Origin of the sequence: Polynucleobacter sp. 31A-FELB (genome assembly GCF_018882405.1) — a bacterium.
Classification (GTDB): Bacteria; Pseudomonadota; Gammaproteobacteria; order Burkholderiales; family Burkholderiaceae; genus Polynucleobacter.
The window spans coordinates 1-24,473 of the sequence record NZ_JACVOO010000022.1 but is presented as its reverse complement, the minus strand read 5'-3'; the positions used below and the strand labels follow the sequence as shown (position 1 = coordinate 24,473).

The 24,473-nt window shown below is 43.7% G+C and carries 25 protein-coding genes; 21 read left to right on the top strand and 4 right to left on the bottom strand.

Translation table 11 applies throughout. The features are described 5' to 3' along the window. Positions 1-470: 470 nt before the first annotated feature. Positions 471-1,385 (bottom strand): LysR family transcriptional regulator, encoded by a 915-nt coding sequence (locus tag ICN30_RS10670; RefSeq protein ID WP_216275568.1) that lies wholly within the window; start codon positions 1,383-1,385, stop codon positions 471-473. A gap of 113 nt (positions 1,386-1,498) precedes the next feature. Between ICN30_RS10670 and ICN30_RS10665 the strand changes: the two genes are divergently transcribed. The 8 genes from ICN30_RS10665 to ICN30_RS10630 all read left to right on the top strand — a co-directional run bounded on the left by ICN30_RS10665 (position 1,499) and on the right by ICN30_RS10630 (position 11,550). After that, complete coding sequence (locus ICN30_RS10665) at positions 1,499-2,695, top strand: CaiB/BaiF CoA-transferase family protein (protein WP_216275565.1); 1,197 nt, start codon at positions 1,499-1,501, stop codon at positions 2,693-2,695. A 13-nt stretch (positions 2,696-2,708) separates the two neighbouring features. Continuing rightward, entirely contained in the window at positions 2,709-3,644 is a 936-nt protein-coding gene (locus ICN30_RS10660) for a hydroxymethylglutaryl-CoA lyase (RefSeq protein ID WP_216275564.1), read from the top strand. A gap of 21 nt (positions 3,645-3,665) precedes the next feature. Continuing rightward, positions 3,666-6,470: a phosphoenolpyruvate carboxylase gene (gene ppc / locus ICN30_RS10655; RefSeq protein ID WP_216275561.1), complete on the top strand. Its 2,805-nt coding sequence runs from the start codon at positions 3,666-3,668 to the stop codon at positions 6,468-6,470. A 5-nt stretch (positions 6,471-6,475) separates the two neighbouring features. Continuing rightward, complete coding sequence (locus tag ICN30_RS10650) at positions 6,476-7,786, top strand: glycerate kinase (RefSeq protein ID WP_216275559.1); 1,311 nt, start codon at positions 6,476-6,478, stop codon at positions 7,784-7,786. 4 nt (positions 7,787-7,790) lie between these two features. Continuing rightward, entirely contained in the window at positions 7,791-8,774 is a 984-nt protein-coding gene (locus ICN30_RS10645) for a D-glycerate dehydrogenase (RefSeq protein ID WP_216275557.1), read from the top strand. Positions 8,775-8,784: 10 nt separating this feature from the next. Beyond that, complete coding sequence (locus tag ICN30_RS10640; protein ID WP_216275555.1) at positions 8,785-9,177, top strand: VOC family protein; 393 nt, start codon at positions 8,785-8,787, stop codon at positions 9,175-9,177. 21 nt (positions 9,178-9,198) lie between these two features. Further along, a complete protein-coding gene (locus ICN30_RS10635) occupies positions 9,199-10,173 on the top strand; it encodes a tripartite tricarboxylate transporter substrate binding protein (RefSeq protein WP_255533220.1) in 975 nt (324 codons plus the stop codon). 216 nt (positions 10,174-10,389) lie between these two features. Then, complete coding sequence (locus tag ICN30_RS10630) at positions 10,390-11,550, top strand: IS30 family transposase (RefSeq protein ID WP_216275554.1); 1,161 nt, start codon at positions 10,390-10,392, stop codon at positions 11,548-11,550. Positions 11,551-11,696: 146 nt separating this feature from the next. Here the strand turns inward: ICN30_RS10630 and ICN30_RS10625 are convergent, their stop codons facing one another. Next, positions 11,697-11,885, bottom strand: a complete 189-nt coding sequence (locus ICN30_RS10625) for a hypothetical protein (RefSeq protein ID WP_216275552.1) — start codon at positions 11,883-11,885, stop codon at positions 11,697-11,699. 83 nt (positions 11,886-11,968) lie between these two features. Here ICN30_RS10625 and ICN30_RS10620 point away from each other — a divergent pair, with 83 nt between their 5' ends. The 12 genes from ICN30_RS10620 to ICN30_RS10565 all read left to right on the top strand — a co-directional run bounded on the left by ICN30_RS10620 (position 11,969) and on the right by ICN30_RS10565 (position 21,797). Further along, positions 11,969-13,048: an extracellular solute-binding protein gene (locus tag ICN30_RS10620; RefSeq protein ID WP_255533219.1), complete on the top strand. Its 1,080-nt coding sequence runs from the start codon at positions 11,969-11,971 to the stop codon at positions 13,046-13,048. An 8-nt stretch (positions 13,049-13,056) separates the two neighbouring features. Next, positions 13,057-13,632: an energy transducer TonB gene (locus ICN30_RS10615; RefSeq protein ID WP_216275550.1), complete on the top strand. Its 576-nt coding sequence runs from the start codon at positions 13,057-13,059 to the stop codon at positions 13,630-13,632. A 4-nt stretch (positions 13,633-13,636) separates the two neighbouring features. Then, entirely contained in the window at positions 13,637-14,341 is a 705-nt protein-coding gene (locus ICN30_RS10610) for a MotA/TolQ/ExbB proton channel family protein (RefSeq protein ID WP_216275548.1), read from the top strand. Positions 14,342-14,356: 15 nt separating this feature from the next. Next, on the top strand, positions 14,357-14,770 hold the full coding sequence (locus tag ICN30_RS10605) for a biopolymer transporter ExbD (RefSeq protein ID WP_216275547.1): 414 nt from the start codon (positions 14,357-14,359) through the stop codon (positions 14,768-14,770). Further along, positions 14,770-14,973 carry a hemin uptake protein HemP gene (hemP, locus tag ICN30_RS10600; protein ID WP_216275545.1) on the top strand — a complete coding sequence of 68 codons (204 nt, stop codon included), beginning with the start codon at positions 14,770-14,772 and terminating at the stop codon, positions 14,971-14,973. The genes ICN30_RS10605 and hemP overlap by 1 nt, the downstream gene beginning before the upstream one ends. Before the next feature lie 7 nt (positions 14,974-14,980). Continuing rightward, the gene (locus ICN30_RS10595) at positions 14,981-15,193 is read left to right on the top strand and encodes a hypothetical protein (RefSeq protein WP_216275543.1); all 213 of its coding nucleotides are present in this window, start codon (positions 14,981-14,983) and stop codon (positions 15,191-15,193) included. 105 nt (positions 15,194-15,298) lie between these two features. Continuing rightward, a complete protein-coding gene (locus ICN30_RS10590) occupies positions 15,299-17,500 on the top strand; it encodes a TonB-dependent receptor domain-containing protein (RefSeq protein ID WP_216275540.1) in 2,202 nt (733 codons plus the stop codon). Between the two features lie 17 nt (positions 17,501-17,517). Beyond that, positions 17,518-18,201: a Fe2+-dependent dioxygenase gene (locus tag ICN30_RS10585; protein ID WP_216275538.1), complete on the top strand. Its 684-nt coding sequence runs from the start codon at positions 17,518-17,520 to the stop codon at positions 18,199-18,201. A gap of 38 nt (positions 18,202-18,239) precedes the next feature. Further along, complete coding sequence (locus ICN30_RS10580; RefSeq protein ID WP_216275536.1) at positions 18,240-18,695, top strand: hypothetical protein; 456 nt, start codon at positions 18,240-18,242, stop codon at positions 18,693-18,695. Between the two features lie 97 nt (positions 18,696-18,792). Beyond that, positions 18,793-19,242: a bacterioferritin gene (locus tag ICN30_RS10575; protein ID WP_216275534.1), complete on the top strand. Its 450-nt coding sequence runs from the start codon at positions 18,793-18,795 to the stop codon at positions 19,240-19,242. A 91-nt stretch (positions 19,243-19,333) separates the two neighbouring features. Beyond that, positions 19,334-20,694 (top strand): IS3 family transposase gene (locus tag ICN30_RS10570; RefSeq protein WP_216275532.1). Its coding sequence is split into 2 segments (ribosomal slippage): positions 19,334-19,793 and positions 19,793-20,694, totalling 1,362 coding nucleotides; the frame shifts between segments, so codons are not numbered across the junction. A gap of 215 nt (positions 20,695-20,909) precedes the next feature. Beyond that, positions 20,910-21,797, top strand: a complete 888-nt coding sequence (locus ICN30_RS10565) for a hypothetical protein (protein ID WP_216275530.1) — start codon at positions 20,910-20,912, stop codon at positions 21,795-21,797. Here the strand turns inward: ICN30_RS10565 and ICN30_RS10560 are convergent. Together ICN30_RS10560 and ICN30_RS10555 are read right to left on the bottom strand one after the other, a co-directional pair. Next, complete coding sequence (locus ICN30_RS10560) at positions 21,794-22,510, bottom strand: response regulator transcription factor (RefSeq protein WP_216275529.1); 717 nt, start codon at positions 22,508-22,510, stop codon at positions 21,794-21,796. The two genes, ICN30_RS10565 and ICN30_RS10560, sit on opposite strands and share 4 nt — an antisense overlap. Then, positions 22,507-24,261, bottom strand: a complete 1,755-nt coding sequence (locus ICN30_RS10555) for an ATP-binding protein (RefSeq protein WP_216275528.1) — start codon at positions 24,259-24,261, stop codon at positions 22,507-22,509. Before ICN30_RS10555 ends, ICN30_RS10560 begins: the two co-directional genes overlap by 4 nt. Before the next feature lie 149 nt (positions 24,262-24,410). Between ICN30_RS10555 and ICN30_RS11795 the strand changes: the two genes are divergently transcribed. Next, on the top strand, positions 24,411-24,473 hold a 63-nt coding region (locus ICN30_RS11795; protein ID WP_223146557.1), incomplete at its 3' end, for a transposase.

Genomic DNA, 24,473 nt, shown 5'->3' with positions numbered 1-24,473 from the left:
ATTAATTTATGGGAAAAAAACTGGATTTAGTTAAGAATCCGACTCTAGTTAATCAATTAATAATAGATTTAATAATATTGCTCTACTTCACCCCCTGTAGGTTGAGTTTGCGGAACCCTGCCTGTCGGGGAAACATGATGGGCGGCTACAGGAGTACTCGTATTGAAAAATATGATGAGGCTTTCTGGCTAAATATTGCTATTTAATCATTATTTTAGGTGCAGAATTAACAAAAAACAGGCCTTGTAACGTTTGTCGGATTTGTCATCCGTGAATTTTCTAGCTTCCCCTGGATCATTGGTGCGTCGGTGTCTTCACCAATACAACAGCCCTGTCAACAAAGCTATCCTCACGGGGGCTTTTTGTTTTTAGCACCGCTGGTCGGCTCTCAAATGGAATAGCGCTTAAGCCCGGTCTATTGGTATATTTGCGAATTCTGAATATCTAATTAGAAATTTGGTCGCCTCTAATTAATTATGGGTTAGCCCAAGTAAATGTTGGCTAAGTAATATTGCAGCAGGCAGTTGGCTTGTATTTGCTTTCATTGCAAGCAGAAGATTTCGTTTTGCCCATGAATCATCCAGTTGAACAACCTTGAGATTCATAGCTCTAATCTGAGCTGCGCAGGCTTGATAAGGAAGGACTCCGATACCAAGATTCACGGCGATCATCTGGCACATTGCATCGTAGCTTCTAACCTGGATCCGAAGCCTCATTTGCTTGCCAAGCTTCTCCGCGCTTCGAGAGGTGAGCTCTAGTAATGAACTCCCTCGATTAAGTCCCACAAAATCATACTTAAGGCATTCCTCAAAAGAAATGACCTTTCTTTTGCTGAGTTGATGTTCTTTGCTGCAGGCAATGACAAGTTGATCTCTACCTATGACCTGAGTGTCCAATCCTGATGTGACGGGCCCCTCAGCAAAGACTCCAATATCCGCAATTCCATCCATCAGAGCTCTAACGATGTCGCCGCTTAACTGTTCCTCCACTTCAACCTGTATCTCGGTGTGAGCTTTCAAAAAGCTTGCTAGCGCTGAGGGTAGAAATTCAGTTAAGGCAGACATGTTTGCCCAAAGTCTTACATGCCCTTTTACCCCTTTGGAGTATTCGCCCAATTCGTTACTGAGCTGTTCAAAACCCTGAAACAATCTCAAAGCATGTTGCATTACAGCATGACCAGCTGGGGTCACTGTAACCCCTTTAACGGAACGATCTAGTAATGGGACGCCCACCGTCCCCTCAAAGTCCGAGATTCGTCTGCTAGCTGCAGATAACGCTAGGTTGCATGCGCTTGCGCCCTTGGTAATGCTCCCAGATTGCACTATGGAGCAGAACAATTTGAGGGTCACAAAATCCACTCTGGCGGGGTTTAGCTGTGTTTTCATAGGGTAATTCTACCCATACCTTCGCAAAATGAGAAGGAATCGTCTCCAAATAGCAATTTTCAAGAGTAATGAAGGGGCGTAACTTTGCTTAAAAGAACACCTTAGAGGATCCAATGGAGCCATTAGCAAAATTAAAAGTAATCGAGATGGGGCAGTTGATTGCGGGGCCCTTTGCAGCCAAAACTTTGGCTGACTTTGGCGCCGACGTAATTAAGATTGAGCCGCCAAAAGTTGGTGATGCACTACGTAAATGGCGATTACTCAAAGATGGAACTTCTGTTTGGTGGCAGGTCCAGTCACGCAACAAGCGCTCCCTCTCCTTGGATCTAAAGCAAGCTGAGGCTCAAGAAATTGTCAGAACTTTGGTTAAAGAGGCAGATGTATTAATTGAAAACTTTCGCCCTGGAACTTTAGAGGGTTGGGGTCTTGATCCGGCAAAGTTACTCGAGCTCAATCCTAGGTTGATTGTTCTGCGTATTAGCGGTTATGGTCAGACTGGTCCTTACAGAGATAAACCAGGATTTGGTGTTGTTGCAGAAGCTATGGGTGGCTTGCGTCATTTGACTGCGGAGCCTGGGAGGGTGCCTGTACGTGTAGGCATCAGCATTGGCGATACCTTGGCCTCTTTGCATGGTGTGATTGGTATTTTGTTGGCATTGCAAGAGCGCCACAATAGCGGTAAAGGCCAAATTATTGATATTGCTTTATATGAAGCAGTATTTAACTGTATGGAAAGCTTGCTCCCTGAATACAGCGCCTTTGGTGAAGTACGTCAAGCAGCTGGAAGTGCTTTACCAGGCATTGCCCCAACCAACGCGTATCGCTGTGCTGATGGAGGGTATGTTTTAGTTGCCGGTAATGGCGATAGTATTTTTAAACGACTAATGACAGTCATTGGGCGTGATGACCTTGGTAATGACACTCAGCTCGAGAATAATGATGGCCGCGTTAAGCGCGTAGCTGAGCTTGATCAAGCCATTGGTGAGTGGGCTAAAACAGTTAGCACTGACAAGGCTCTAGAAATCCTAGATTCTGTTGCTGTGCCTGTTGGCCGAATTTACACCGTGGCTGATATTGCTAACGACCCCCATTACAAGGCCAGGGGAAATATTCAAACTATTCAAATGCAAGATGGATCCAAGCTTGATGTACCTGGAGTAATTCCAAAACTTTCCCGTACACCTGGTTCTATTAAAACTCTGGCTCCCGATATCGGCGAGAACACCGATGAGATTTTGCAAAGTATTGGATTAAATGACTCACAAGTCGCCTCCCTGAAAGAGCGTGGCATTGCATTTACTAAAAAATAAAGAGGAAAAGACTATGACAAGAATTTATTTCAACGATGTAGTGACAAGAGATGGCTTTCAAATTGAGCCAAACTTTATTCCGACTAATGACAAAGTTAAGTTAGTTAATGAACTTAGTGATTGTGGTTTTGCGAAAATCGAAGTCACTTCATTTACTTCACCAAAATCCATTCCAATGCTCAGGGATGCTGAAGAGGTTATGGGCCGCATTAAACGGGTTCCCGGAGTGGAGTACACCGTATTAGTTCCAAATCTTCGTGGTGCAGAGCGCGCTTTTGAATCTAAGGCTGATGAATTTAATCTAGTCATGTCAACATCTGAGACGCACAACCTGGCAAACCTCAGAATGGGTAGAGAAAAGAGCTTTGCAGGATTAGCTGAAGTTATTAAATATGTCGATGGCAGAACGCCTATTAATGTTTCGCTTTCCACCTGTTTCGGTTGTCCTATGGAGGGCGAGGTTCCTCAAGATGTTGTGGAAGGATTTGCTCAGCGCTTTGCCGATCTAGGTGTGAGGGGTCTGACGATTTGCGATACAACTGGTATGGCCAATCCAGATCAAGTAAAAAAGATGTGCGATTCTTTACAAAAGCGTTTTCCAAGCCTTCAGCTTACCTTGCATTTCCACAATACAAGAGGCATGGGATTAGCTAATATCTTGGCTGCGGTCCAGTCTGGCATTGTTCGTTTCGACGGCTCTCTGGGTGGCTTAGGTGGCTGCCCATATGCGCCTGGAGCAAGTGGCAATATTTCTAGCGAAGATGCGATTCACATGCTTGATGCAATGGGCTATGACACTGGTATGAATATTCCTAAGTTATTGCAATTGGCAAAGGAATTGCCTCAGATCGTAGGGCACGAAGTCCCTGGTCAGGTCGCAAAGGCAGGTAGCACTTTCACGTTACACCCTGAGCCTAGTTATGTGTATGAATTACGCCGCGCTCAGTAATCAACCAACTAAATGCCAAATATGAAAAAACAATCCCTAATAAACGAGAGGGAGGAGCCACTCTTGGAGGATATCCGGCTTTTGGGAAAGATATTAGGCGATATTGTTCGTGAGCAAGAGGGTAAGGCTATTTATGCGCTGGTGGAGCAGATTAGAAAGCTATCAGTATCATTTCATAGAGAGTCGAACCAAAAGGCAAACCAAGAGCTAACAAAACTTCTTAAAGGCCTTAGCAGTGAGAATGCCATGAAGGTTCTTAGGGCCTTTACTTACTTTAGCCACCTAGCTAATTTGGCCGAGGATAGGCACCACATTCGACGACGTATTGCCCATGAGCGTGAAGGTAGCTATAGGGATGGGAGCATACCGGCGGCAATGAAGAAATTGCATTCAGCAGGTGTTACCAGTAAGCAAATATCAGAAACATTGGCGGGGAGTTTGATCTCACCAGTCCTCACGGCCCATCCAACAGAGGTTCAGCGTACGAGTATTTTGGAAGCTGAACGAGAAATTGCAAATTTATTAGCAGCCCGAGATCAAATTAAAGAATCATCAAAAGCAAGCAATCCTGCAAAAGATGCATTGTTGATGAAAGAGTTGACTGCGAATGAGGAATTAATACGAGCACGTGTTCTGCAGCTTTGGCATACCCGACTTTTGCGCTTTACCAAGTTAACGGTTGCGGATGAAATTGAAAATGCGCTTAGTTACTACGAGACGACCTTTCTAAGAGAAATACCTAAGATTTACGCTCAGATCGAAGATTCTCTCGATGGGTATGTAGTTGCAAATTTTTTCAAGATGGGTCAATGGATTGGTGGCGATAGGGATGGAAATCCAAATGTCAGCTCCACTACGCTTGAATATGCAGTTAAGCGTCAGGCTGAAATGGTTTTGCGCCATTATTTAACTGAAATTCACTATCTGGGGAAAGAGCTTTCTGTTTCAGCATTGCTTTTAAAATTCCCTAAAAAAATGCAAGAACTTGCAGAAGCTTCCCACGATGTAAATGAGCACCGACAGGATGAACCATACCGTAGAGCCCTAACGGGTATGTATGCAAGATTGGCCGCCTCTCTTAAATCATTAACAGGTGCAGATGCCGCGCGTCACGCATTGCCTCCCCAAAATGCATACACAAGTGCACAAGCATTTTTAGATGACCTAAAAACTATTGAAGCTTCACTTATTTCCCAAAATGCCGAGGCTTTAGCAAAAAAACGTTTGCGTGGGCTAATTAGGGCGGTTGAGGTATTTGGATTTCATTTAGCAACAGTTGATTTGCGGCAAAGCTCTGATATGCATGAAGCGGTGTTGGGTGAATTACTCCGTGCTGCTGGGATAGAAAATGATTACTCGGCACGCTCGGAACAAGAAAAACAGAAGTTATTACTCTCTTTGCTTAAAGATCCTCGTTCATTGCGTGTGATGGGGCAGAAGTATTCTGATTTCACGCTATCGGAACTTGCTATTTTTGAGATGGCCAAGAAATTGCGTCATAAGTTTGGGCTCAATGCAATCCGTCATTACATTATCAGTCACACAGAAACAGTAAGTGATTTGCTGGAAGTATTTCTCTTGCAAAAAGAAGTGGGCTTATTTACTGGAGTGTTGGGTAAGAAGCCTATTGCTGACTTGATTGTGGTTCCGCTATTTGAAACCATTGAAGATTTACGTAATGCAGCTCCAATCATGCGCGATTTTTATGCGTTGCCAGGAATCTTGTCTTTGATTAAGGCCTCAGGTGCAGAGCAGGACATTATGTTGGGTTATTCCGATTCAAATAAGGATGGCGGGATCGTAACCAGCAACTGGGAGCTTTATAGAGCAGAAATTGCGTTAGTTGAGGTATTTGATCCGCTTGGTTCAGAACATGGAATTAAGTTAAGGCTATTTCATGGAAGAGGGGGGACAGTCGGTCGTGGAGGTGGACCAAGCTACGAGGCTATATTGGCTCAACCCCCTGGTACCGTACGAGGGCAAATACGTCTAACAGAGCAAGGTGAGGTCATTGGGTCGAAGTACTCTAATCCCGAGATTGGTAGAAGAAATCTTGAGACCTTAGTCGCGGCAACATTAGAGGCAACGCTTCTAAATCCAACTAAACCTGCTACTAAGAGCTTCCTAGAAGCCGCGGCACAAATCTCTCAAGCAAGTATGGATGCCTATCGTGGTTTGGTGTATGAAACCCCCGGATTTTCTGAATACTTTTTCGAGGCAACTCCGATTAAAGAGATTGCTAAGTTAAATATTGGCTCTCGTCCTGCCAGCCGCAAGGCGAATCAAAAAATTGAAGATTTACGAGCTATCCCTTGGGGATTTAGCTGGGGCCAGTCACGACTTACTTTACCTGGTTGGTATGGTTTCGGATCTGCAATTGAGCAATTTCTCAACAGAAAAACCCCATTTGAAAAAAAGGCTGCATTACTGATGTTGCAAAAGATGTATCAACAATGGCCATTTTTCCGAACACTTTTGTCAAATATGGATATGGTTATAGCTAAAAGCGATCTTGGTTTAGCTTCAAGATACAGCGATCTTGTTTCAGATGTGAAGATGCGAAAAAGAATTTTTGGCGCAATCGAAGCTGAGTGGAATAAAACAGTAAATGCCTTAAACGTGATTACTGGTGAAAAAGTAAGGCTGGCAAATAACCCAGCCTTAGCTAGGTCAATACGTAATCGCTTTCCATATATTGATCCAATACATCACTTGCAAGTCGAGCTGGTGCGGCGTTATCGATCTGGAAAGCAGGACGAGCGTGTGCAAAGAGGCATTCATATCGCCATCAATGGAATCGCAGCAGGGTTGCGGAATACGGGATAACTCATATGGAAAAACCATTCGAAAAGTATCCGGTCAGCTTTCTTAGAACATTATTCAAAGTAGCAGTCTCTGCTGCAATGCCAAACTTTAAAGAGCTTGGACTTAAATTCCCAACTCCAAAGTCTGGGAAGATAATTGTTATTGGTGCGGGTAAAGGTGCAGCATCAATGGCCAAATCGTTCGAGCAGGCTGCTAAGGATTTTTGGGCTGCTGCGGACTATGAAAGACTGCAAGGACTTGTGGTGACGCGTTACGGTCATGGTCTCGCCTGTGAAAAGGTTGAAGTAATTGAGGCGTCCCATCCGATTCCCGATAAAGCTGGTCAAATTGCCGCTCAAAGAATCCTTGGGCTAATAAGTAATCTTAGTGCTGATGATTTAGTTGTGTTCCTGGCTTCTGGTGGTGGGTCAGCATTACTTACGGCCCCAATAGACGGAATCACCTTAGATGAGAAGATGATGATTAACAAGGAGCTCCTGAAATGCGGTGCCTCCATCTTTGAGATTAATTGTGTAAGAAAGCATTTATCAAAAATCAAGGGCGGTCGACTAGCGCAGTTGTGTCACCCAGCTCAAGTGCTAACCTATGCAATATCTGATATCCCTGGAGATGATCCTTCGATTATTGCGAGTGGCCCTACATTGCCAGATAGCAGTACTTGCGAGGATGCATTGAGGGTAATAACTAAATATGACATTCAGGTTCCTGACTTTATTCGTGAGGGCCTTAAAACCTCAGCATTAGAAACTCCTAAGGTCGGTGACCCTCTGTTTTCTTCGATTCCAGAGCCTGTGGTGCTTACAACTGCGAAGCACTCATTAGAGGCGGCAAAAAGGTTTGCTGAGGATAATGAACTTAACGCTGAAATTTTGTCTGATTCAATAGAGGGTGAAGCTCAGCAGGTCGGGGCGGTATTTGGCGCGATGTCACTATGGTTAGCTCGCAAGGATTCAGATTCGGCCTTAAAAAAACCTCTTGTGTTGATTAGCGGCGGAGAAACCACAGTCACCGTGAAAGGGGGTGGACGCGGAGGAAGGAATACAGATTTTTTATTAAGTTTTGCTCATGCTGTCGATGGTGCAAAGGGTATTTATGCAATCGCGGCAGATACAGATGGCATCGATGGATCTGAAGATAATGCTGGTGCCACATACAGCCCCCAAATAATTCAAAAGGGTCATGATTTTGGAATGAACCTAGTGGACTACCTCAACAAGAATGATTCCTATACATTTTTTGGTGCTACTGGCGGCTTGCTAGTGACTGGCCCAACCAGAACAAACGTAAACGACTTTAGAGCAATTCTGATTATTTAAATTTATGAATAATAAAAACCAAAAACCTAAAATTCTGGTTGCTAGAGCGATTTTCCCTGAGGCTCTAGCTAAATTAGAGGAATCCTTCGAAGTTCGTTCCAATCAGTCCGACAAGATATTGACCCCAGAAGAGCTACAAAAAGCACTTTCAGAAGTCCAGGGCGCCCTAGTGGCTGGTAGCGAACGCATTGACGCATCTGCCTTAGCTCAAGCTAAAGAATTAAAGGTAGTGGCCAATATTTCTGTTGGCTATAACAATTTTGATGTTCCGGCAATCACTGCTGCTGGTGTGATGGCGACAAATACTCCCGATGTATTGACAGATACAACCGCAGATTTTGGATTTGCTTTGCTGATGGCAACTGCACGTCGCATTACCGAATCTGAGCATTGGGTGAGAGCGGGACATTGGGATAAGTGGTCGATTGTGAATAACCCCCTTGGCATGGATTTACATCACAGTACTGTCGGCATTATTGGCATGGGTCGTATTGGGCAAGGTATTGCAAAGCGCGCATTAGGCTTTGGTATGAATGTGATCTATCACAACCGCAGTCATTTATCGGATGCTGATGAAAAAGCCTGCGGTGCTAAATATGTTTCTAAGGAAGAGTTACTACGCACGGCTGATCACGTCGTTCTCGTATTGCCATATTCGGCTGAGAGCCATCATACGATTGGCGCAAAAGAAATTGCCCTCATGAAACCGACCGCAACCCTGATTAATATTGCTCGCGGCGGCATTGTGGATGATGCGGCTTTAGCGCAAGCATTGCAAGCTGGGAGGATCTTTGCGGCAGGCTTAGATGTGTTTGAGGGTGAGCCATCAGTGCATCCAGAGTTACTCAAGTGCAAAAATATTGTGTTGGCGCCACACATTGCCAGCGCTACAGAAAAAACACGTAGAGCGATGGTAGATCTCGCAGTAGAAAACTTACGAGCAGGATTAGATGGCAAGAGGCCACCAAGCTTAATTAATTCAATATAAGGAGGTAAGCATGATTGATCACCTAGACCATTTAGTTCTTACAACAGCCAAGGAGGCTGAATGTGTCGATTTTTACACCCGCATTCTTGGGATGAAGCTTGAATCTTTCATTGGAGGTACGCCACCCGTAGAAAGAAAAGCATTTAAATTCGGCAATCAAAAAATTAATCTTCATATTAAGGGTAAAGAGTTTGAACCAAAGGCGGACATACCCACACCTGGTTCGCTTGACCTTTGTTTTATAGCTGATCGCCCGCTTGAGAAAGTGATTGAAAAGCTAATAAATGAAGGCTGGCCAATTATTGAGGGGCCGGTTGTGCGGACCGGTGCTACACAAAAAATCAATTCCGTATATGTGCGGGATCCAGATCAAAACCTAATTGAGATATCTGAATTAATTTAACGATTTAAATAGGAGATAAGAATGAACAAACGTTTCTTTATTAAAAACCTCATGGCTATTTCGCTTATGGGTTCGGCTTTAACAGGTTTTGCTCAAGAGGGCTATCCTAATAGACCAATCACATTAATTGTCCCCAGTGCACCTGGTGGTACTACAGATTTCACAGCCCGTTTAATTGCAGATCCACTATCTAAAGTATTGGGTCAGCCGGTCGTAGTTGAAAACAAAGGTGGAGCATCCGGTAATATTGGCGGACAAGCAGTAGCGCTAGCTAAGCCTGATGGCTATACTTTTTTGGTTGCTTATAGTGGTTACCAAGTGGGAAACCCCCATTTATTTAAAAAGGCGCCTGACCCCATTAAAGATTTTGCGCCAATAGCTTTTTTAACCAAAGCGCCTCAGGTTATTGTTGCGACTCCTGGTTTACCGGTAAGTGATTTGAAGGAGTTAACGGCATATGCCAAAGCTAATCCAGGTAAATTAAATTACGCCTCTTCAGGGAATGGATCAATTCAGCATATTGCCGGAGAGTTATTAAAGCAAATTACTGGGGTCCGTATGGCACATATTCCATACAAAGGTGCGGGCCCAGCAGTGCAAGATCTTATGGCTGGTCAAGTAGATTTATTTATTACCACTCCAGCTTCCGTGATTGGGCAAATTAAGGGTGATAAGTTAAAGGCCTTAGCCGTTACCAGTCAGACTAGACTGAGTGCGTTACCAAATGTACCCACAGCAACCGAGCAGGGTATCAAGAACTTCAATCTTGATTCTTGGTTTGCCTTATATGCACCTGCAGGTACTCCTCCAAGCGTAATCAAGAAGATCAATGCGGAGGTCAATAAAATCCTTGCGCGTCCTGAAATTCAAAAGAAGGCCGAAGACTCTGGAACTTTTGTTGAACAAATGACGCCGGCTCAATTAGCAACATTTACCAAGAAAGAGTATGACTTCTGGGGGAAAGTGATCAAGGACGCCAGTATTACGGCTGAATAATATTGAACAATCATAATTTAGTAACATGACTTTACGCCACCTTCGGGTGGTTTTTTTTTGATATTATTTTTTTTATTGATCCCTATCCGCTAATGTTAGCTTTTGATTCTTAACGGTTATTGCGGAGGCTGTGTCTGTCAAAGTCTGCTTTGGGTCTTGATTTCAACCCGTCGATGCAACACACTACTAACTGCGTAAGCGCAAGGAGTGTTGCTCATGAAACAACGACCTCGAATCTATTACACAGCCACCCAGAAGGATTTAATGTGGGAGCGCTGGAAAAAAGGAGATTCTCTCCAGCAGATTGCCCAGTTATTTGATCGCAATCATTCGTCCATACAAGGCATCTTTGTGCAAACTGGCGGCATTAGACCGCCACCCCGAACTCGATCCAAACTAGCGTTGACCTTAGCTGAACGTGAAGCCATCTCACGCGGCCTAGCAAGCGGTCAATCTATGAGATCGATTGCCACTGAGTTAGGTAGATCACCTTCCACGATTAGTCGTGAGATTGGCCGTAATGGTGATCCAGAGAGTTATCGAGCAAATCAATCAGACCAGTCTGCCTGGGATCGAGCGCAGCGTCCTCAGACTTGTAAACTAGTCTTGAATAAAGCCCTGGCGCATCTGGTGGCAGACAAACTGCAGCACTACTGGTCGCCACAGCAGATTGCCGGTTGGCTAAAACAGACTTATCCAGATCAGGAGGACTATCAAGTGTCACACGAGACGATCTACCGAAGCCTGTTCATCCAAGCCCGTGGGGCCTTAAAGAAAGAGCTCACACAGCACTTACGACGTACTCGCATCATGCGCCGCTCACGTCATCACACCCTGAAAGATCGGGATCTAGGCAGCATCAAGGATGCCATCCCTATTAGAGAGCGCCCAGCTGAGGTGGAAGATCGCGCTGTTCCCGGTCATTGGGAAGGCGATCTACTTTATGGAGATGCCAATAGTCAGATCGCCACTCTCGTAGAGCGCCAAACCCGTTATGTGATGCTAGTCAAGGTGGCTCGTAAAGACAGCGAGACAGTGGTTAATGCACTTATCAAGCATGCCCGCAAGTTACCGCAAGAGCTGTATAAATCCTTAACGTGGGATCGCGGCTCGGAGATGGCTCAGCACAAACGCTTTACTCTAGCTACCGATGTGCAAGTGTACTTTTGTGATCCTCAGCATCCATGGCAACGAGGGTCTAATGAAAATACCAATGGGCTATTAAGACAGTACTTCCCAAAAGGAATGAGCCTGGCCAATTACTCACAAGCAAAACTCAATGCTGTAGCAAGACAATTAAATGAACGCCCTAGAAAAACACTAAACTATCAAACACCGGCAGAACGTTTTGCTCAATCTGTTGCATCGACGGGTTGAAATCAAGGTTGATAGCAGTCATTCAATGTTCATCGGATTGATTATCCGTCGATCCAGCTAATGACCCCTATCGGCCATAAGCAGTCCATCCTAGGAGCGCTATCTGAAGCCCAGTTTGTGCCGCTAACGGTCAAAATTTTCTAACTCTAACAGTGTGCCCTGTCCAGATCTTCAATAGTCACCAGCGCTTGTTCAATTAGTTCAGCAGGAATTTCCTTGGAATCGATAAGGGCATTGAGGGCAATAATCGCTTGCTTTGCTGCCATTTCGCAGCCTGTTTTCTGGTAATTCAAGACCATTGCAAGGGCTCCTGAGGTTAATTGATTTGATTTCACTGGGATCTCCATCTTTAGTTGAGAATTATTCCTAAACAATAATGATTCTCATTATGATGTAGAATTCTTAAAATTCAACAAAAATGATGATCAATATCAAACAAAAGGCTAGAAGAGTGAATTCAAGAAAACTATTGGTAGGTAGCTTGTTGTTGCTGGGTATCTTTGGTGCGAATGTGTATGCCGCAGAGCCTGTCAAAGAATTAAATCTATATTCAGCTCGTCATTACCAAACTGACGAAGCTTTGTATACCGACTTCACCAAAAAGACAGGGATCAAGATTAATCGTATCGAAGCGGATGACAACGGTATTTTGGAGCGCATAAAAAGTGAGGGCGATAAAAGTCAGGCTGATGTCATATTGCTCGTTGATGCTGCTCGCTTGTGGAGGGCTCAAATGCACAACATGTTTGCGCCAACTAAGTCAAAGTACCTTGATGAGCGGATTCCCCTCAACTTGAGGGCTAATACCGAGGCGAGTGGAACACCTTGGTATGGATTCTCTACTCGTGCCCGCGTTATTGTTTACAACAAGGCCACCGTCAAAAAGGCTGATGTAGATACTTACGAAAAGCTAGCAGACCCGAATAACAAAGGGAAGGTCTGCACTCGATCTGGTGCTCATCCATATATGCTTTCACTTGTGGGCGCATTAATTGAAAGAGACGGCCTGGCAGCCACCGAGACTTGGGCAAAAGGCATGGTAGCCAATATGGCTCGGTCTCCAAGGGGTGGCGATACAGATCAAATTAAAGCAGTAGCCTCAGGAGAGTGTGGCGTTGCTTTGACAAACTCATACTACTTTGCTCGCATGATGCAATCCGATAAGCCTGATGACATGACTGCCATCTCTAAGGTGGGCTTTGTTTGGCCAAACCAGGGGGCTGGCGGGGTACATATCAATATCTCTGGTGGCGGCATGGCTCGTAATGCCCCACACCCAAAAGAGGCGATTCAATTTCTGGAATATTTAGCGAGTGACTCGGCTCAAGAGTACTTCGCTAATGGTAATAACGAGTGGCCAGCAGTCCAATCAGTCAAGGTGGACAATTCAGCGCTCAAAGCCCTAGGCACTTTTCAGTCGGAGAAGGTTTCTGTATCAGCAATTGGTAAGAATCAAATTGCTGCTCAGAAACTCTTGGACCAGGTTGGTTACAAGTAATCAACGTCATGTTTATATCTTTAGGCGAAATTACCTATAAGAAGGCCGGGATTGGGGTGGCGGTGATGCATGCTGTTATTCCACTGGCGCTAATTATGTTGGCATTCAATTACTCGAGAAAAGCAGAGCCCATTTTAATGATGGCGCAAATAATTGACCGAGAATCAATGGCCATTACCCCATCGGTTCATGTAAAGCCCAAAGATAAAAAATTGGATAAGGAAAAAACAACCAAGGATAGTGATCTTGTAAAAGAAAAAACAAGCGAAGCGAAATCAGAAGGGGCGTTAGCATCTGCACCGGTTTCCATGCCCAACTCTGACGCCTCTGAATTAAATAATCCGAAGCCACCTTACCCAGCAATTAGCAAAAAACTGCGGGAACAGGGTTTAGTTCTTTTAAAGGCTTGTATTGGTGCCAATGGATCTTTAGATAGCCTCGATTTGAAACAAGGATCAGGTTTCTCGCGGCTTGACCAAGTTGCACTACAGACAGTAAAGCAATGGAAATTTATTCCAGCAAAAAAGGGTGGCACCCCAATACCGATGTGCTACGAGTTACCAGTTAAATTTATTTTGGAGTAGTGATATGAATTCAGGTTTGAGTTTGGTTAATTTATGGGTTGAGGGCGGATTCGTTATTCAGTTAACGGCAATCATTTTGCTGGGGATGTCGATTGCCTCTTGGACGGTGATGGTCGTAAAAGCAATGATGATTTACAAAGCAAAACAGCAGTCTAAGCAATTACATGATTTTTGGCATAGCCCCAATCTCAATAATGCTCTTGAGGCCCTTGAGTCTAGTGACCAGGATGCCAATCCCTTTAAGTCTCTTGCTCTGGAGGGGCAAAATGCCATGCGCCACCATCGGAATACCGAGAAGCATTTGCATGACTCTTTGGATTTAAACGACTGGATTACCAGTAGTCTGCGAAATGCGATTGACGATGTAAAGGAGCGCTTTGGTTCTGGATTAATCGTGTTGGCCTCTATTGGATCTACGGCACCTTTTGTTGGTTTATTTGGAACGGTATGGGGAATTTACCAAGCGCTGATCACAATTAGCGATAGCGGTATGTCTAGTATTGATAAGGTGGCTGGCCCAGTAGGTGAGGCACTTGTAATGACTGCCTTCGGTTTAGCAGTAGCTATTCCAGCGGTGCTGGGTTACAACGCACTGCTTCGCGGCAATCAATTTATTTTAAATAGATTAAATAGATTCGCGTATGACTTACGGGCGTTTTATGTTGCTGGATTTCAGCGCTCAAATTCTGAAAAAGCCTTTACAGAGTAATTTTGGAGAATTGAAATGAGCTTTGGATCCTTTGATAGCCAAGAAGAGCACTTTATGAGTGAGATCAATATGACGCCATTTGTGGATGTCATGCTGGTTCTCCTGATTATTTTCATGATTACTGCACCAGTTTTAAAACATGCTGTTGAGGTGAATTTACCTCAAGCGTCCAGTAAGCCTCAAGAGAATAAGCCAGAGATTTTAAGTTTAAATATTGATCAATCTGGAGGTTATATCCTGGATAAGAAAAAGCTAACTGAAAAAGAGCTTAACGAACAGTTGCAGCAAGCATCTAAGGCCAGCCCCCAACCAGTCTTGCATATTTATGGTGATAAGAAGGTGGAGTACGACCATGTTGCTAAAGCAATGAGCCTTGCCAATGGTGCTGGTATTGAGAAAGTGGGCTTTGTAACCAGCCCAGGTAAATAATGGCTAGCATTACAAAAAATAATCTCCCATCTAGTCTGGCACCAAGAATTATTCGGCTAGATAGACAAGATCCAGAAATGGCTACCCGGAAGGTAAATAGCAAAGAGTTGTTTGGCGATTCTCAAAGTTTGCTAATAGAGCATGAGGGCACAACTTACTGCTTGCGTGCAACGAAATTTGGCAAGCTCTTAATTACCAAATAAACAGGAAATGACCAAGGTCGGAATCTATTCCTGCGTTTTAACGCTTATGTGGGGTCTTGGCGGATGCGCCTCCTCTAAACAGGTAGGATCGGGAGGTAATTTAACTGGGGATGAAATTAGCATTGATGCAAGTACCGCAGTAAATCAGAACTTGATGAATGAGCAAAATGCAGTAACCCCTAGCGAAGTTTATAGAAATGTTCCGGGGATGAGTCGTTAAAAGAATTTTGTATTAAAAAATAGTAGCCAGCCGTACATGGGGTAATTCCCACGCGATGCAGCAAGCCAATTGAAATTAACTAATGTTTATTAGATTGGATTTGTTGTGAGAAAAAAGAACGTCAAAAGAAATCAACGCTTAAATGAGCCACAATCATCTCGGGCAACTCTAGGCGCTGCGGTAGCAATGATTATGGTGAGCTCAAGTCAAGTAGCTTTTGCGCAAACGGTCATTCCAGAAACCAAGTCCATGGGGCAGGTTGAAGTAAAGGCAAAATACGATGAAGAGTCAAATCGCTACAACCGAAATTACAGCAACATTGGAAAGATTACTCAGGAAATATCTGATATTCCACAGGCCATTACCGTTATTCCAGAAGGATTGCTGGAAGATCAAAATGCAACTACCTTAAAAGATGGCTTACGAAACGTACCGGGATTAACTTTCAATGCGGGTGAGGGCGGCCGTATTGGTGACAACATGAATATCCGTGGTTTTTATAGCTTTGGAGACTTATATGTTGATGGAATTAGAGACACAGCCCAATACAACCGTGACCTCTTCAACGTCACTCAGGTTGATGTGCTCAGGGGTGCGGCCTCCATGTTGTTCGGTCGCGGTCAAGCTGGTGGGGTTATCAATGAGGTGACTAAAACACCATTTCTGATGAATAAGAGTAATGCCGCAGTGACAGCTGGTAGTTATGACTACTATCGCGGGACTGCTGATATGAACGTTGTGCTGAATCAAGAAAGTAGTACTGCATTTCGATTAAATGCAGTTGCTCAAGATGCCAAGAGTTCGCGGGATGTAGTTCAAAATAAAACACTTGGTTTTGCTCCAACAGTTACGTACGGTATTGGCACTGATAATCAGGTTTCCCTAAGTTACTACTATCTCGATACCAACAATACTCCAGACTTTGGTGTTGGATTTGTCAATGGGAAGCCCTTAAATACCGCTACAGGTTTTAGTGGCACGAATCAAGATTACGAGAAAAACACAACCCAGTTGACTACTTTGTCCCAGCAATATACTTTTGATAAAGATACCTCCCTGAATACCAAGATTCGTTACTCTCATTATGACCGCTCGCTTTGGTCTAATAAGGGTCGCTCAGTTCTTCCAGTAACAGCTCTTGCCCTAGCCAATCCGCGCGGCGGGGAGGAATCAACGTTTGCTTTCCAGTCAGACTTTAATAAGCGGTTCTCAACTGGGTCGATCGGACATGAGTTATTGACTGGCGTTGAGGTATACAACGAGAATGCCGAGCGATATTCCTACGATACTACTGGTTGTACTGCTGACGTGATTCGCAATAATGTCATTGTTCGTGATACCTGTAAATATGGTTATGGTAATCAGGTTAAAACACCATCAAGTCAAGTAAATTACAAGGGTAATACCGCTTCTATTTATGCTCAAGATATGGTCGAGGTTTATACCGGCTGGAAAGTAATGGGCGGCATTCGGTATGACTCCTTGAGGGCTAATTACCAGGCCCCAGGTAGTGCAACTACATTTGGCCCTTCGCGCCAGGCAAATTTAAATTTTGGTGAGCAAAGTTATAGAGCGGGACTCTTGTATCAACCCACTTTAAATTCCAATTACTACCTCACATGGAGTGACTCATTTAATCCAACAGCTGACTTATATCAACTTTCGGCTGGAACCGGCTACCCGGCCGAGCGAAGTGCAGTAAGCGAGTTGGGTGCTAAGTGGAACGTAACGGATGATGGTCTGGCATTAAGAGCAGCTCTTTATCAGGCGGTGAAAAAATGGGAGCGTAATACCGACATTAACAGTACTAGCTCAATCGATTCAGTAAAAAGACATACCAATGGGTTTGAGCTTGAGCTTACTGGGAGTATTACCGATAAGTGGGATATTTTTAGTGGTGGAGCATTAATGAGCTCTATTATTGATGATCAAGGCTATAGTGGGACTACTCGCCAAAATCCTAACTTAGTTGGCATGAGATCGCGTAATGCTCCTGCCTATACATACAACGTTTGGACAACCTATAAGGTTGCTCAAAATTGGAAGGTTGGGGGCGGAGTATTTGGGGTTGGCCAAAGACAGGTTTATGGTTTAAGCACCGGCACGGGGCCTATTACAGCTAATCAAGTTCCTGCGTATGCTCGTGTAGATGCTATGTTGCAGTACGACATCAAAGAGTACTCTTTAAAGTTAAATGTGATGAACTTATTAAATACGACCAACTATGAGTCTGTATATGTTAATGGCGGCTTTGCAATTCCTGGCACCTTAAGGTCGTATCAGCTACAGGCAGTTGTTCGTTTTTAATTTATCTCGGAGAGAATATGTTGCTGCATGTGCCTAAGGTGTTATCTAAGTCCCAGCTATCTGAAGTTCGCAAAATTATTGATAGCGCCAATTGGGCTGATGGATCAATTACTGCGGGTACGCAGTCGGCTAAAGCTAAGAAGAATTTCCAGTTACCTGAAGATGGTACTGAGTCTCAAAAGGCTCGCGCTATTGTTTTAGAGGCCCTATCAGGAAACGCAGAGTATCTTACCGGCGCTCTTCCTAAGAAGATTTACCCTCCATTGTTCAATAAGTATGAAGGTTCAAATAATCAATTTGGCAATCATATTGATAATGCGGTGAGAACTCATGCTGCGAGTGGAAAGCACGTTCGAACAGACATTTCCTGCACCTTATTTCTGACAGATCCAAGCGAATATGAGGGCGGCGAGTTAGTGGTTGAGGATACTTTTGGAGAGCAGAGAATTAAGTTTGCAGCTGGTGACATGGTGATGTATCCAGGATCATCTGTTCATAGGGTAGAGCCAGTAACTAAGGGCGCCCGGATTTCTTGTTTTTTCTGGACCGAGAGCATGATTCGCGGAGATGATCAGCGCCGAGTTCTTTATGATCTTGATAACGCCATTTATCAATTGCGCAAAGTAAAGGATGGCACTCCAGAGGTCATTCGCTTGACCGGGGTGTATCACAACCTCATGCGCATGTGGTCAGATGTATAGAGCTTTAAGAAGCTATTTCAACCCATTAGGAAATCAAAATGCTAAAAACCCTCGCACTCAACATTGCAGCTATAACTCTACTGGGGGCATGCACAGGCACAATCGTTGTCCATTCGACTCCAGAAGGCGCTTTAATTAGTAGCGATAAGCAAACCTTAGGTGTTTCACCATACGTGATCCATTTAAACCCAGACATAAGCAAAACCCTTCCGCTGGCGGAGGATGGCTGTTATGGTGCGCCCCCATTTACAGCGCATTGGGCGAGTGGGGCTGTTGCCTCGTCTCCAGTAACCCCTTTATGCAAGGGGCTTGATGGAAATTACCAAATTTTGATTAGAAGACCTACTGATGCTCCAGATCTTCAAAAGGATCTTGAAGCAGCAAATCAAAGAGAAGATGTATTGGCTAGAAGACGAGAGGCCCAGGCGATTAATAACGTTGCCACCTCAGTTGAGATGGGTGGTATGCCGATGGGGTATGGTGGTTGGAGGTAGCGACATCAATATTTTCATTGCCTTTAGCGCTTGGGCAATCTAATCTAAATAAGTTATGCAAATTAGAGTGTAAAAATTATTGTGAAAAGGATCAGTTATGAGTAATGAAATAGCAATTAAGGCTTTAAACAAAATCATGGAATTGGAGTTGGCTGGGGTCGTGAAATATACCCATTACTCTTTAATGGTTTATGGCTACAACCGCATTCCGATTGTTTCTTGGCTAAAAGGAAATGCTGATGAAAGTCTTGCTCACGCCCACAAGGCCGGAGAGTTGGTTACTTTATTGGGCGGGCATCCATCTCTCAAAATTGGTGCATTGCTTGAAACAGAGCAGCACGATATTGGTGATATTCTGCGTGAAAGCCTTGCGCATGAAAAAGTAGCTTTAACAGCTTACTACGACCTACTTAAAGTAGCTGAAGAAATCCATTCGGTATTGCTTGAAGAGTATGCAAGAGAGATGATTGTTCAAGAGGAGCTACATTTAGATGAGGTCAATAAGATGCTACGTAAGCCTGGTGATCTAGAGCCTTTTGCGCAATAACTAGCTTACCAAATAGTGCATAAAGTAAGACCGCCTTTTGAACTGACCCCTAAAAGTTGGACGCCAAGTCCAACCAAGGGGGTTCAGTTTTATGAGCAAATACAGTCCGCAGTTCAAGCTAAAAGTAGTTAAAGAGTATTTAAAGTCAGGCGGCCAAAGGCGGCTTGCTCATTTGTATGAGATCAATACCTCTGACATTCGTAAATGGACTCTAAGCTATCAATCGAACGGACTCTCTAGTCTAAAAAAGAGGGTTTATCAGCACTACACTCCCGAGTTCAAGAAGTCCGTTATTCAATACGTTAAAGCTCATGAAGTATCGCTACGAGCTGCCGCAGCGCACTTTAATATCCCAGATGGCAGTGTGATTACAGTTTGGCAAAAACTCTACAATGAAGGTGGTATTGCAGCCTTGCAAGCCAAGCCTAAAGGACGAGTGCCGATGCCCAAACCCTTCAAACCGTTTGTCCCTACCAATAAACCGGTAACGCAGATGACTCCAGAAGAGCTCATGCAAGAGCTTGAGTACCGCAGGGTGGAGACTGATTACTTAAAAAAGCTCGAAGCCTTAGCCCAGCAAAAGCACTTGGCAAACAAGAACAGGTCCAAGTAATTACTGAGTTAAGGCAGCAGTACCCATTACAAATCATTCTCGGGGTCGCTCAGATGCCGAAAAGCGTTTATTACTACCAGCTAAGCGCTGGTAGTAAAGCGGAGCGCCATCTAGAGGTCAAAATACAGATTAATACGATCTTCCATGCTCATAAAGGTCGCTATGGATATCGACGAGTTCATCTAGAGTTGCGCAATCAGCAGCGCCACCTTGACCCCAAAACTGTGCAAAGACTCATGGGTCAGTTAGGACTCAAGTCAACCGTTAGACCTAAGCGCTACCAGTCTTATAAAGGCTCTATTGGTAAGGCAGCCCCCAATCTACTGGAGCGTCAATTTGTAGCTAAGCAGCCCAACCAGAAGTGGGTGACAGATGTGACTGAGTTCAATATCAAAGGTGAGAAGGTTTACCTATCCCCCATCTTAGATTTATATAACCAAGAGATCATCTCTTATACGATTACTGACAGGCCTCAGATTAGCATGGTGATGCGGATGCTCCAAAGTGCCTTTAAAAGGTTAAGTAAAAGCGAGCAACCGATGTTGCACTCAGATCAGGGCTGGCAATATCAAATGGGGTTTTATCAGCGGACCTTAAAAGAGCAAGGCCTAACTCAAAGCATGTCTAGGAAGGGCAACTGCTTAGATAATGCGGTTATGGAGAACTGGTTTGGAATTATGAAAACGGAGTTCTTCTACCAAAAGAAGTTTGACAGCGTCCAATCTTTTAAGACTGAACTTAAGGAATACATCCACTACTACAACCACGATCGAATCAAAGAAAAGCTAAAGGGATTAAGTCCGGTGCAATACCGAACTCAATCCCTCGTGCTAACCTAATCAAACTGTCCAACTTTTGTGGGTCAGTTCATTTGGGCGGTTTTTCTTTGCTCTGATCATCTGCTTTGGGTCGGCAGCTGCCTAACGCTAGAAACTGGCCCAAAGTCTCATATCGGCCAATAACGGTCTTTAGAAGATAAAGATTAGCTTTAACCCCAAAAAATCGTTGGTCGCAGTAATTTATCCGTATCAAAGTTCGAAATTCTGTATATTTGATGCCTATTGGTCTTGTGGCTGATACGTTGATTGTTCAATTCAAGACAGCTCTACCCAATATGACTCTCAGTTTAAAAAGCCACCTCAGTTTTATCGCTTGCTTGATGGCATCTTCATGGGCATTTGCTGATGAACTATCGCCATATTCGCCATCTTTTTTTCTGAATCCTTATCAGGTTGAGTGGGATTCAAATATTGACAATATTCGAACTAATTACACAATTAACTCACCCGTATTAAAAAATTCCGCTACCTCAATAAATAATAATTTCTTTCAAAAGATTTCTATAGGTTTACCCAACAGTTTTGCTGTCGGAATATCTGATCTTTACGTGCAAACTGTCGTTACCAATCCACTTAATACCAATGCGGCAACACAGGGATTTAAAAATCCAGTTTTGTCTGGAGCCAAGTTATGGGCTATCAATGATTGGATGTTATTGAAAGTGCTTGGTAGTGTGCAACCTAATCTTGGTGTCAGGGCCGGCGTTAGCACTTACAACTTGGGGGCTAGCGCTATCTTTATTGGCTCAAGTGACTGGCAGGGTAGCCTTACCGTTAATGAAGCAACGAATGATGCAGGCTACGGTGGCGCCCCTTCAGTAACGGGGCTGGTCTCAAAGACAATGGGTGAGTATGTAATTAACGCATCAGTTGGCGTGACACGTTTCCCTTCAATTTTGATGACTTCTGGGTATGCGGCCCCATCCTATTTGTATTCAGGTAACTTGGAGCTTAGTCGCCCAATTGCCAATCAAGTGTGGCTGGGAGCAAACTATGGCATAGGAAGTAATCAATATACTTATACCCAAAACTTTATGAAAATCCCATACAACAATCGAACACTCTATAACGCTGTTGGGATAAGTTTAAAAGTTTTGTTTTAACTGTTGGTGATGGATATGGGTAGGTAAAGCTGATAGCCAGTGCCCCATACTGAATGGATAATTCGACGCTCCGAGCCATCTAGGGCTGGCTGAATTTTTTTTCTAAGTCGGCTAATAATATTTTCTAAAGAGCGCTTTGTCATGGTCTCCATTGCTAATTGTTCTGAAAGAATCTCGCAAATACTCTCTGACTCCAATGAATGGTTTGGTGCTTGAGCTAAGGCTTTGAGTAGCAGCATTTCTACCGCAATCAATTGGATGGTATTTTCATCATTTGGTGAAATCAATTGGCCCGATTGAGCATGCAAAACCCAGCCATCAGGCTTGGTATCGCCAATACGCCTAGCTAGACTATTGATTGCAGCAAGTAGTTCTTGCGGGGGCGTTGGTTTAGGGAGGTAAATATCTGCCCCATATTCATAACTCTTAATACGATCTACTAGCGCGGTACGTGCCGTAAGCATCGCAATCCCAATTTGAGGATATGTTGCACGAACTGATTTGGCAATTTCAAAGCCAGATTGACCTGGTAAGTTGAGATCCAAAATAATGACATCGATAGATTTATTAAGAAGCAGGTCACCCAGAGAGAGCCCATTATTTACTTCATGGACGATAAAATGATGGGATTGTAAAAATTGACTTAACTCTTCTCGCAAAATGACATCATCTTCAATGATGGCAATCTTGATTTGATTTATCGCAGGCTTCATTGGGGTAGCTCAATCACAAAAATGGCTTCATTGTTAATGTATTGATATTCAATTTGGCCGCCAAGTAGAGTGCATAGCTCTTTGCATATATATAAACCTAGGCCAGAGCCCCTGGTTTTTTGCGCCAATGGGTGCCTATAAAAACGCTGAAATACTGATTGTGGATCTGGAGCCAAATCTTGTTGGACTGGGTTCGAAATCGTGATGCGGATATGTCGATGATGATCCGCAGTAAATGGTCTTGCGACAATTCTTAATTTGCAGCTTGTGGGTGAATACTTCAAGCCATTTTCTATTAGGTTGCTTAAGATAATTTGGAGAAATTGAGGGTCTGTATTGATGATCAAATCATTCGGAATATCTATATACACCTGCTGATCACAGTGTAGATTCTCAATGGTCTCACAAATAAATGTGCGTAAATAAATTTCAGATGAACTTAGCGGTAATGATTTTTGGTCGATCAGATTCATTAAGTTGCATCGCTCAATAATGCCATCCATATTTAATATGGATCGATTGATATTTTTTAGACGTCTTTGGTCATGCGCATTGTTGGTATCAATAGATTGACTCAAGCTGTCGATGGCAAGGCCGATAGATGCCAAGGGATTTTTTAGCTCATGGGCCAGCATATCAATCAACGTTCTACGATCCTTTAAAAGCTTTCCTTCATATTCAGAGCGTAACTGGGTTTCCGTAAGAGCCGTCTTTACCTCCGTTAATTCGGTGCGTACAAGGCGGTTTTGAAAAACAATGATCGATAACATCACTAGTGGGTTTACAAAATCAGCAAGACGGGATAGGTAGATGGGGGCCTGACTATTATTTTGAATGGGGAACAACACTGCGAGAATGGCCAAGATTATTAAGATAATTGAAATGCAGAATCCAGAAATTAATGCTGTTTGAAATGAGCGCCTCATATTTGGTGTGTTAATGATGGCGATGATTTGGATAATTGGCGCCAAAATGATTCCTGTTAGCATCAATCCATTGGAGATGTTTGATTTACCAATACCAATAAGCATCATTGATATACCCACTAAGCAAAAAATTGCCCAACACGAGGTCTTGTACCAGTTTGGAGTTTTATAGGTAGTTAAGAATGCTTGCGACACCCAAATCCATAAACCTAGTCGTAGGCACAAAGCCCAATTAAAGATAAGCTCATTTAATAAAGGCTCTTGTGGAAAAAGGTAAATTGCCAAAATCCCACTTCCAGATAACAAGCAAAGAATGAGATTGGCAACTGATACGCTAAATCTAGCCATGACGGTTGATGGGCTCAAACCAAGACTCACAAGAGAAAAGGCAAAAATAGCTATTAAGATGCCAATTTGAGCGCCAATCCCCAGGAGATGTTCAGAGCTTCGTAAGTTTGAATTTGGCCAAGGATGTGCTGATACGGCAATATGAGTTAGGCTCGATGCCCTTACTTTTAAATAGTAAGTGTTCATATTTTCTGGGCTTGGTGGCATCAGAAAAAGGTAGCCACCAATATTGCCATGAAGCTGGCTCCCTGAGAGTCTGCTACCCGCTTGTTCGGAAATCCATGCTTTGGCCGTTAATCGAAATAATTCAATTTCTTTTAGAAAGTAGGGCCCCACTCGGATCGCAAATGATTCTGTGTTTGCCCGATCACTTTGTATTTGTATCCGTATCCAGCGGGCAGATTCTCCAAAGTTAGAGTTAAGTGGTGAATATTGCGACCCATAGTGGCATTGGGTCGCGTCTTTAAGGCTATTCAATACAACTCTCGATTGGCAGTACTCAACTTGGTATTGAAAACTGTTGCCCTGGGATTTGACATCCTCAAGTGCAAAAACACTTTCACTGAATCGCTACCACTTCTATAGACACTTTCTAGCCTAATATTTAGTCTATTAGGAGGTGTGTCATGAGTACAAGAAGACGGTTTACTGAAGAGTTCAAGTTAGAGGCAGTCAAACAGGTAGTTGAA

Coding starts and splice junctions, on each gene's coding strand:
- ICN30_RS10670 (WP_216275568.1), bottom strand. CDS start 1,385: ATGAAAACACAGCTAAACCCCGCCAGAGTGGATTTTGTGACCCTCAAA.
- ICN30_RS10665 (WP_216275565.1), top strand. CDS start 1,499: ATGGAGCCATTAGCAAAATTAAAAGTAATCGAGATGGGGCAGTTGATT.
- ICN30_RS10660 (WP_216275564.1), top strand. CDS start 2,709: ATGACAAGAATTTATTTCAACGATGTAGTGACAAGAGATGGCTTTCAA.
- ppc (WP_216275561.1), top strand. CDS start 3,666: ATGAAAAAACAATCCCTAATAAACGAGAGGGAGGAGCCACTCTTGGAG.
- ICN30_RS10650 (WP_216275559.1), top strand. CDS start 6,476: ATGGAAAAACCATTCGAAAAGTATCCGGTCAGCTTTCTTAGAACATTA.
- ICN30_RS10645 (WP_216275557.1), top strand. CDS start 7,791: ATGAATAATAAAAACCAAAAACCTAAAATTCTGGTTGCTAGAGCGATT.
- ICN30_RS10640 (WP_216275555.1), top strand. CDS start 8,785: ATGATTGATCACCTAGACCATTTAGTTCTTACAACAGCCAAGGAGGCT.
- ICN30_RS10635 (WP_255533220.1), top strand. CDS start 9,199: ATGAACAAACGTTTCTTTATTAAAAACCTCATGGCTATTTCGCTTATG.
- ICN30_RS10630 (WP_216275554.1), top strand. CDS start 10,390: ATGAAACAACGACCTCGAATCTATTACACAGCCACCCAGAAGGATTTA.
- ICN30_RS10620 (WP_255533219.1), top strand. CDS start 11,969: ATGATGATCAATATCAAACAAAAGGCTAGAAGAGTGAATTCAAGAAAA.
- ICN30_RS10615 (WP_216275550.1), top strand. CDS start 13,057: ATGTTTATATCTTTAGGCGAAATTACCTATAAGAAGGCCGGGATTGGG.
- ICN30_RS10610 (WP_216275548.1), top strand. CDS start 13,637: ATGAATTCAGGTTTGAGTTTGGTTAATTTATGGGTTGAGGGCGGATTC.
- ICN30_RS10605 (WP_216275547.1), top strand. CDS start 14,357: ATGAGCTTTGGATCCTTTGATAGCCAAGAAGAGCACTTTATGAGTGAG.
- hemP (WP_216275545.1), top strand. CDS start 14,770: ATGGCTAGCATTACAAAAAATAATCTCCCATCTAGTCTGGCACCAAGA.
- ICN30_RS10595 (WP_216275543.1), top strand. CDS start 14,981: ATGACCAAGGTCGGAATCTATTCCTGCGTTTTAACGCTTATGTGGGGT.
- ICN30_RS10585 (WP_216275538.1), top strand. CDS start 17,518: ATGTTGCTGCATGTGCCTAAGGTGTTATCTAAGTCCCAGCTATCTGAA.
- ICN30_RS10580 (WP_216275536.1), top strand. CDS start 18,240: ATGCTAAAAACCCTCGCACTCAACATTGCAGCTATAACTCTACTGGGG.
- ICN30_RS10575 (WP_216275534.1), top strand. CDS start 18,793: ATGAGTAATGAAATAGCAATTAAGGCTTTAAACAAAATCATGGAATTG.
- ICN30_RS10565 (WP_216275530.1), top strand. CDS start 20,910: ATGCCTATTGGTCTTGTGGCTGATACGTTGATTGTTCAATTCAAGACA.
- ICN30_RS10560 (WP_216275529.1), bottom strand. CDS start 22,510: ATGAAGCCTGCGATAAATCAAATCAAGATTGCCATCATTGAAGATGAT.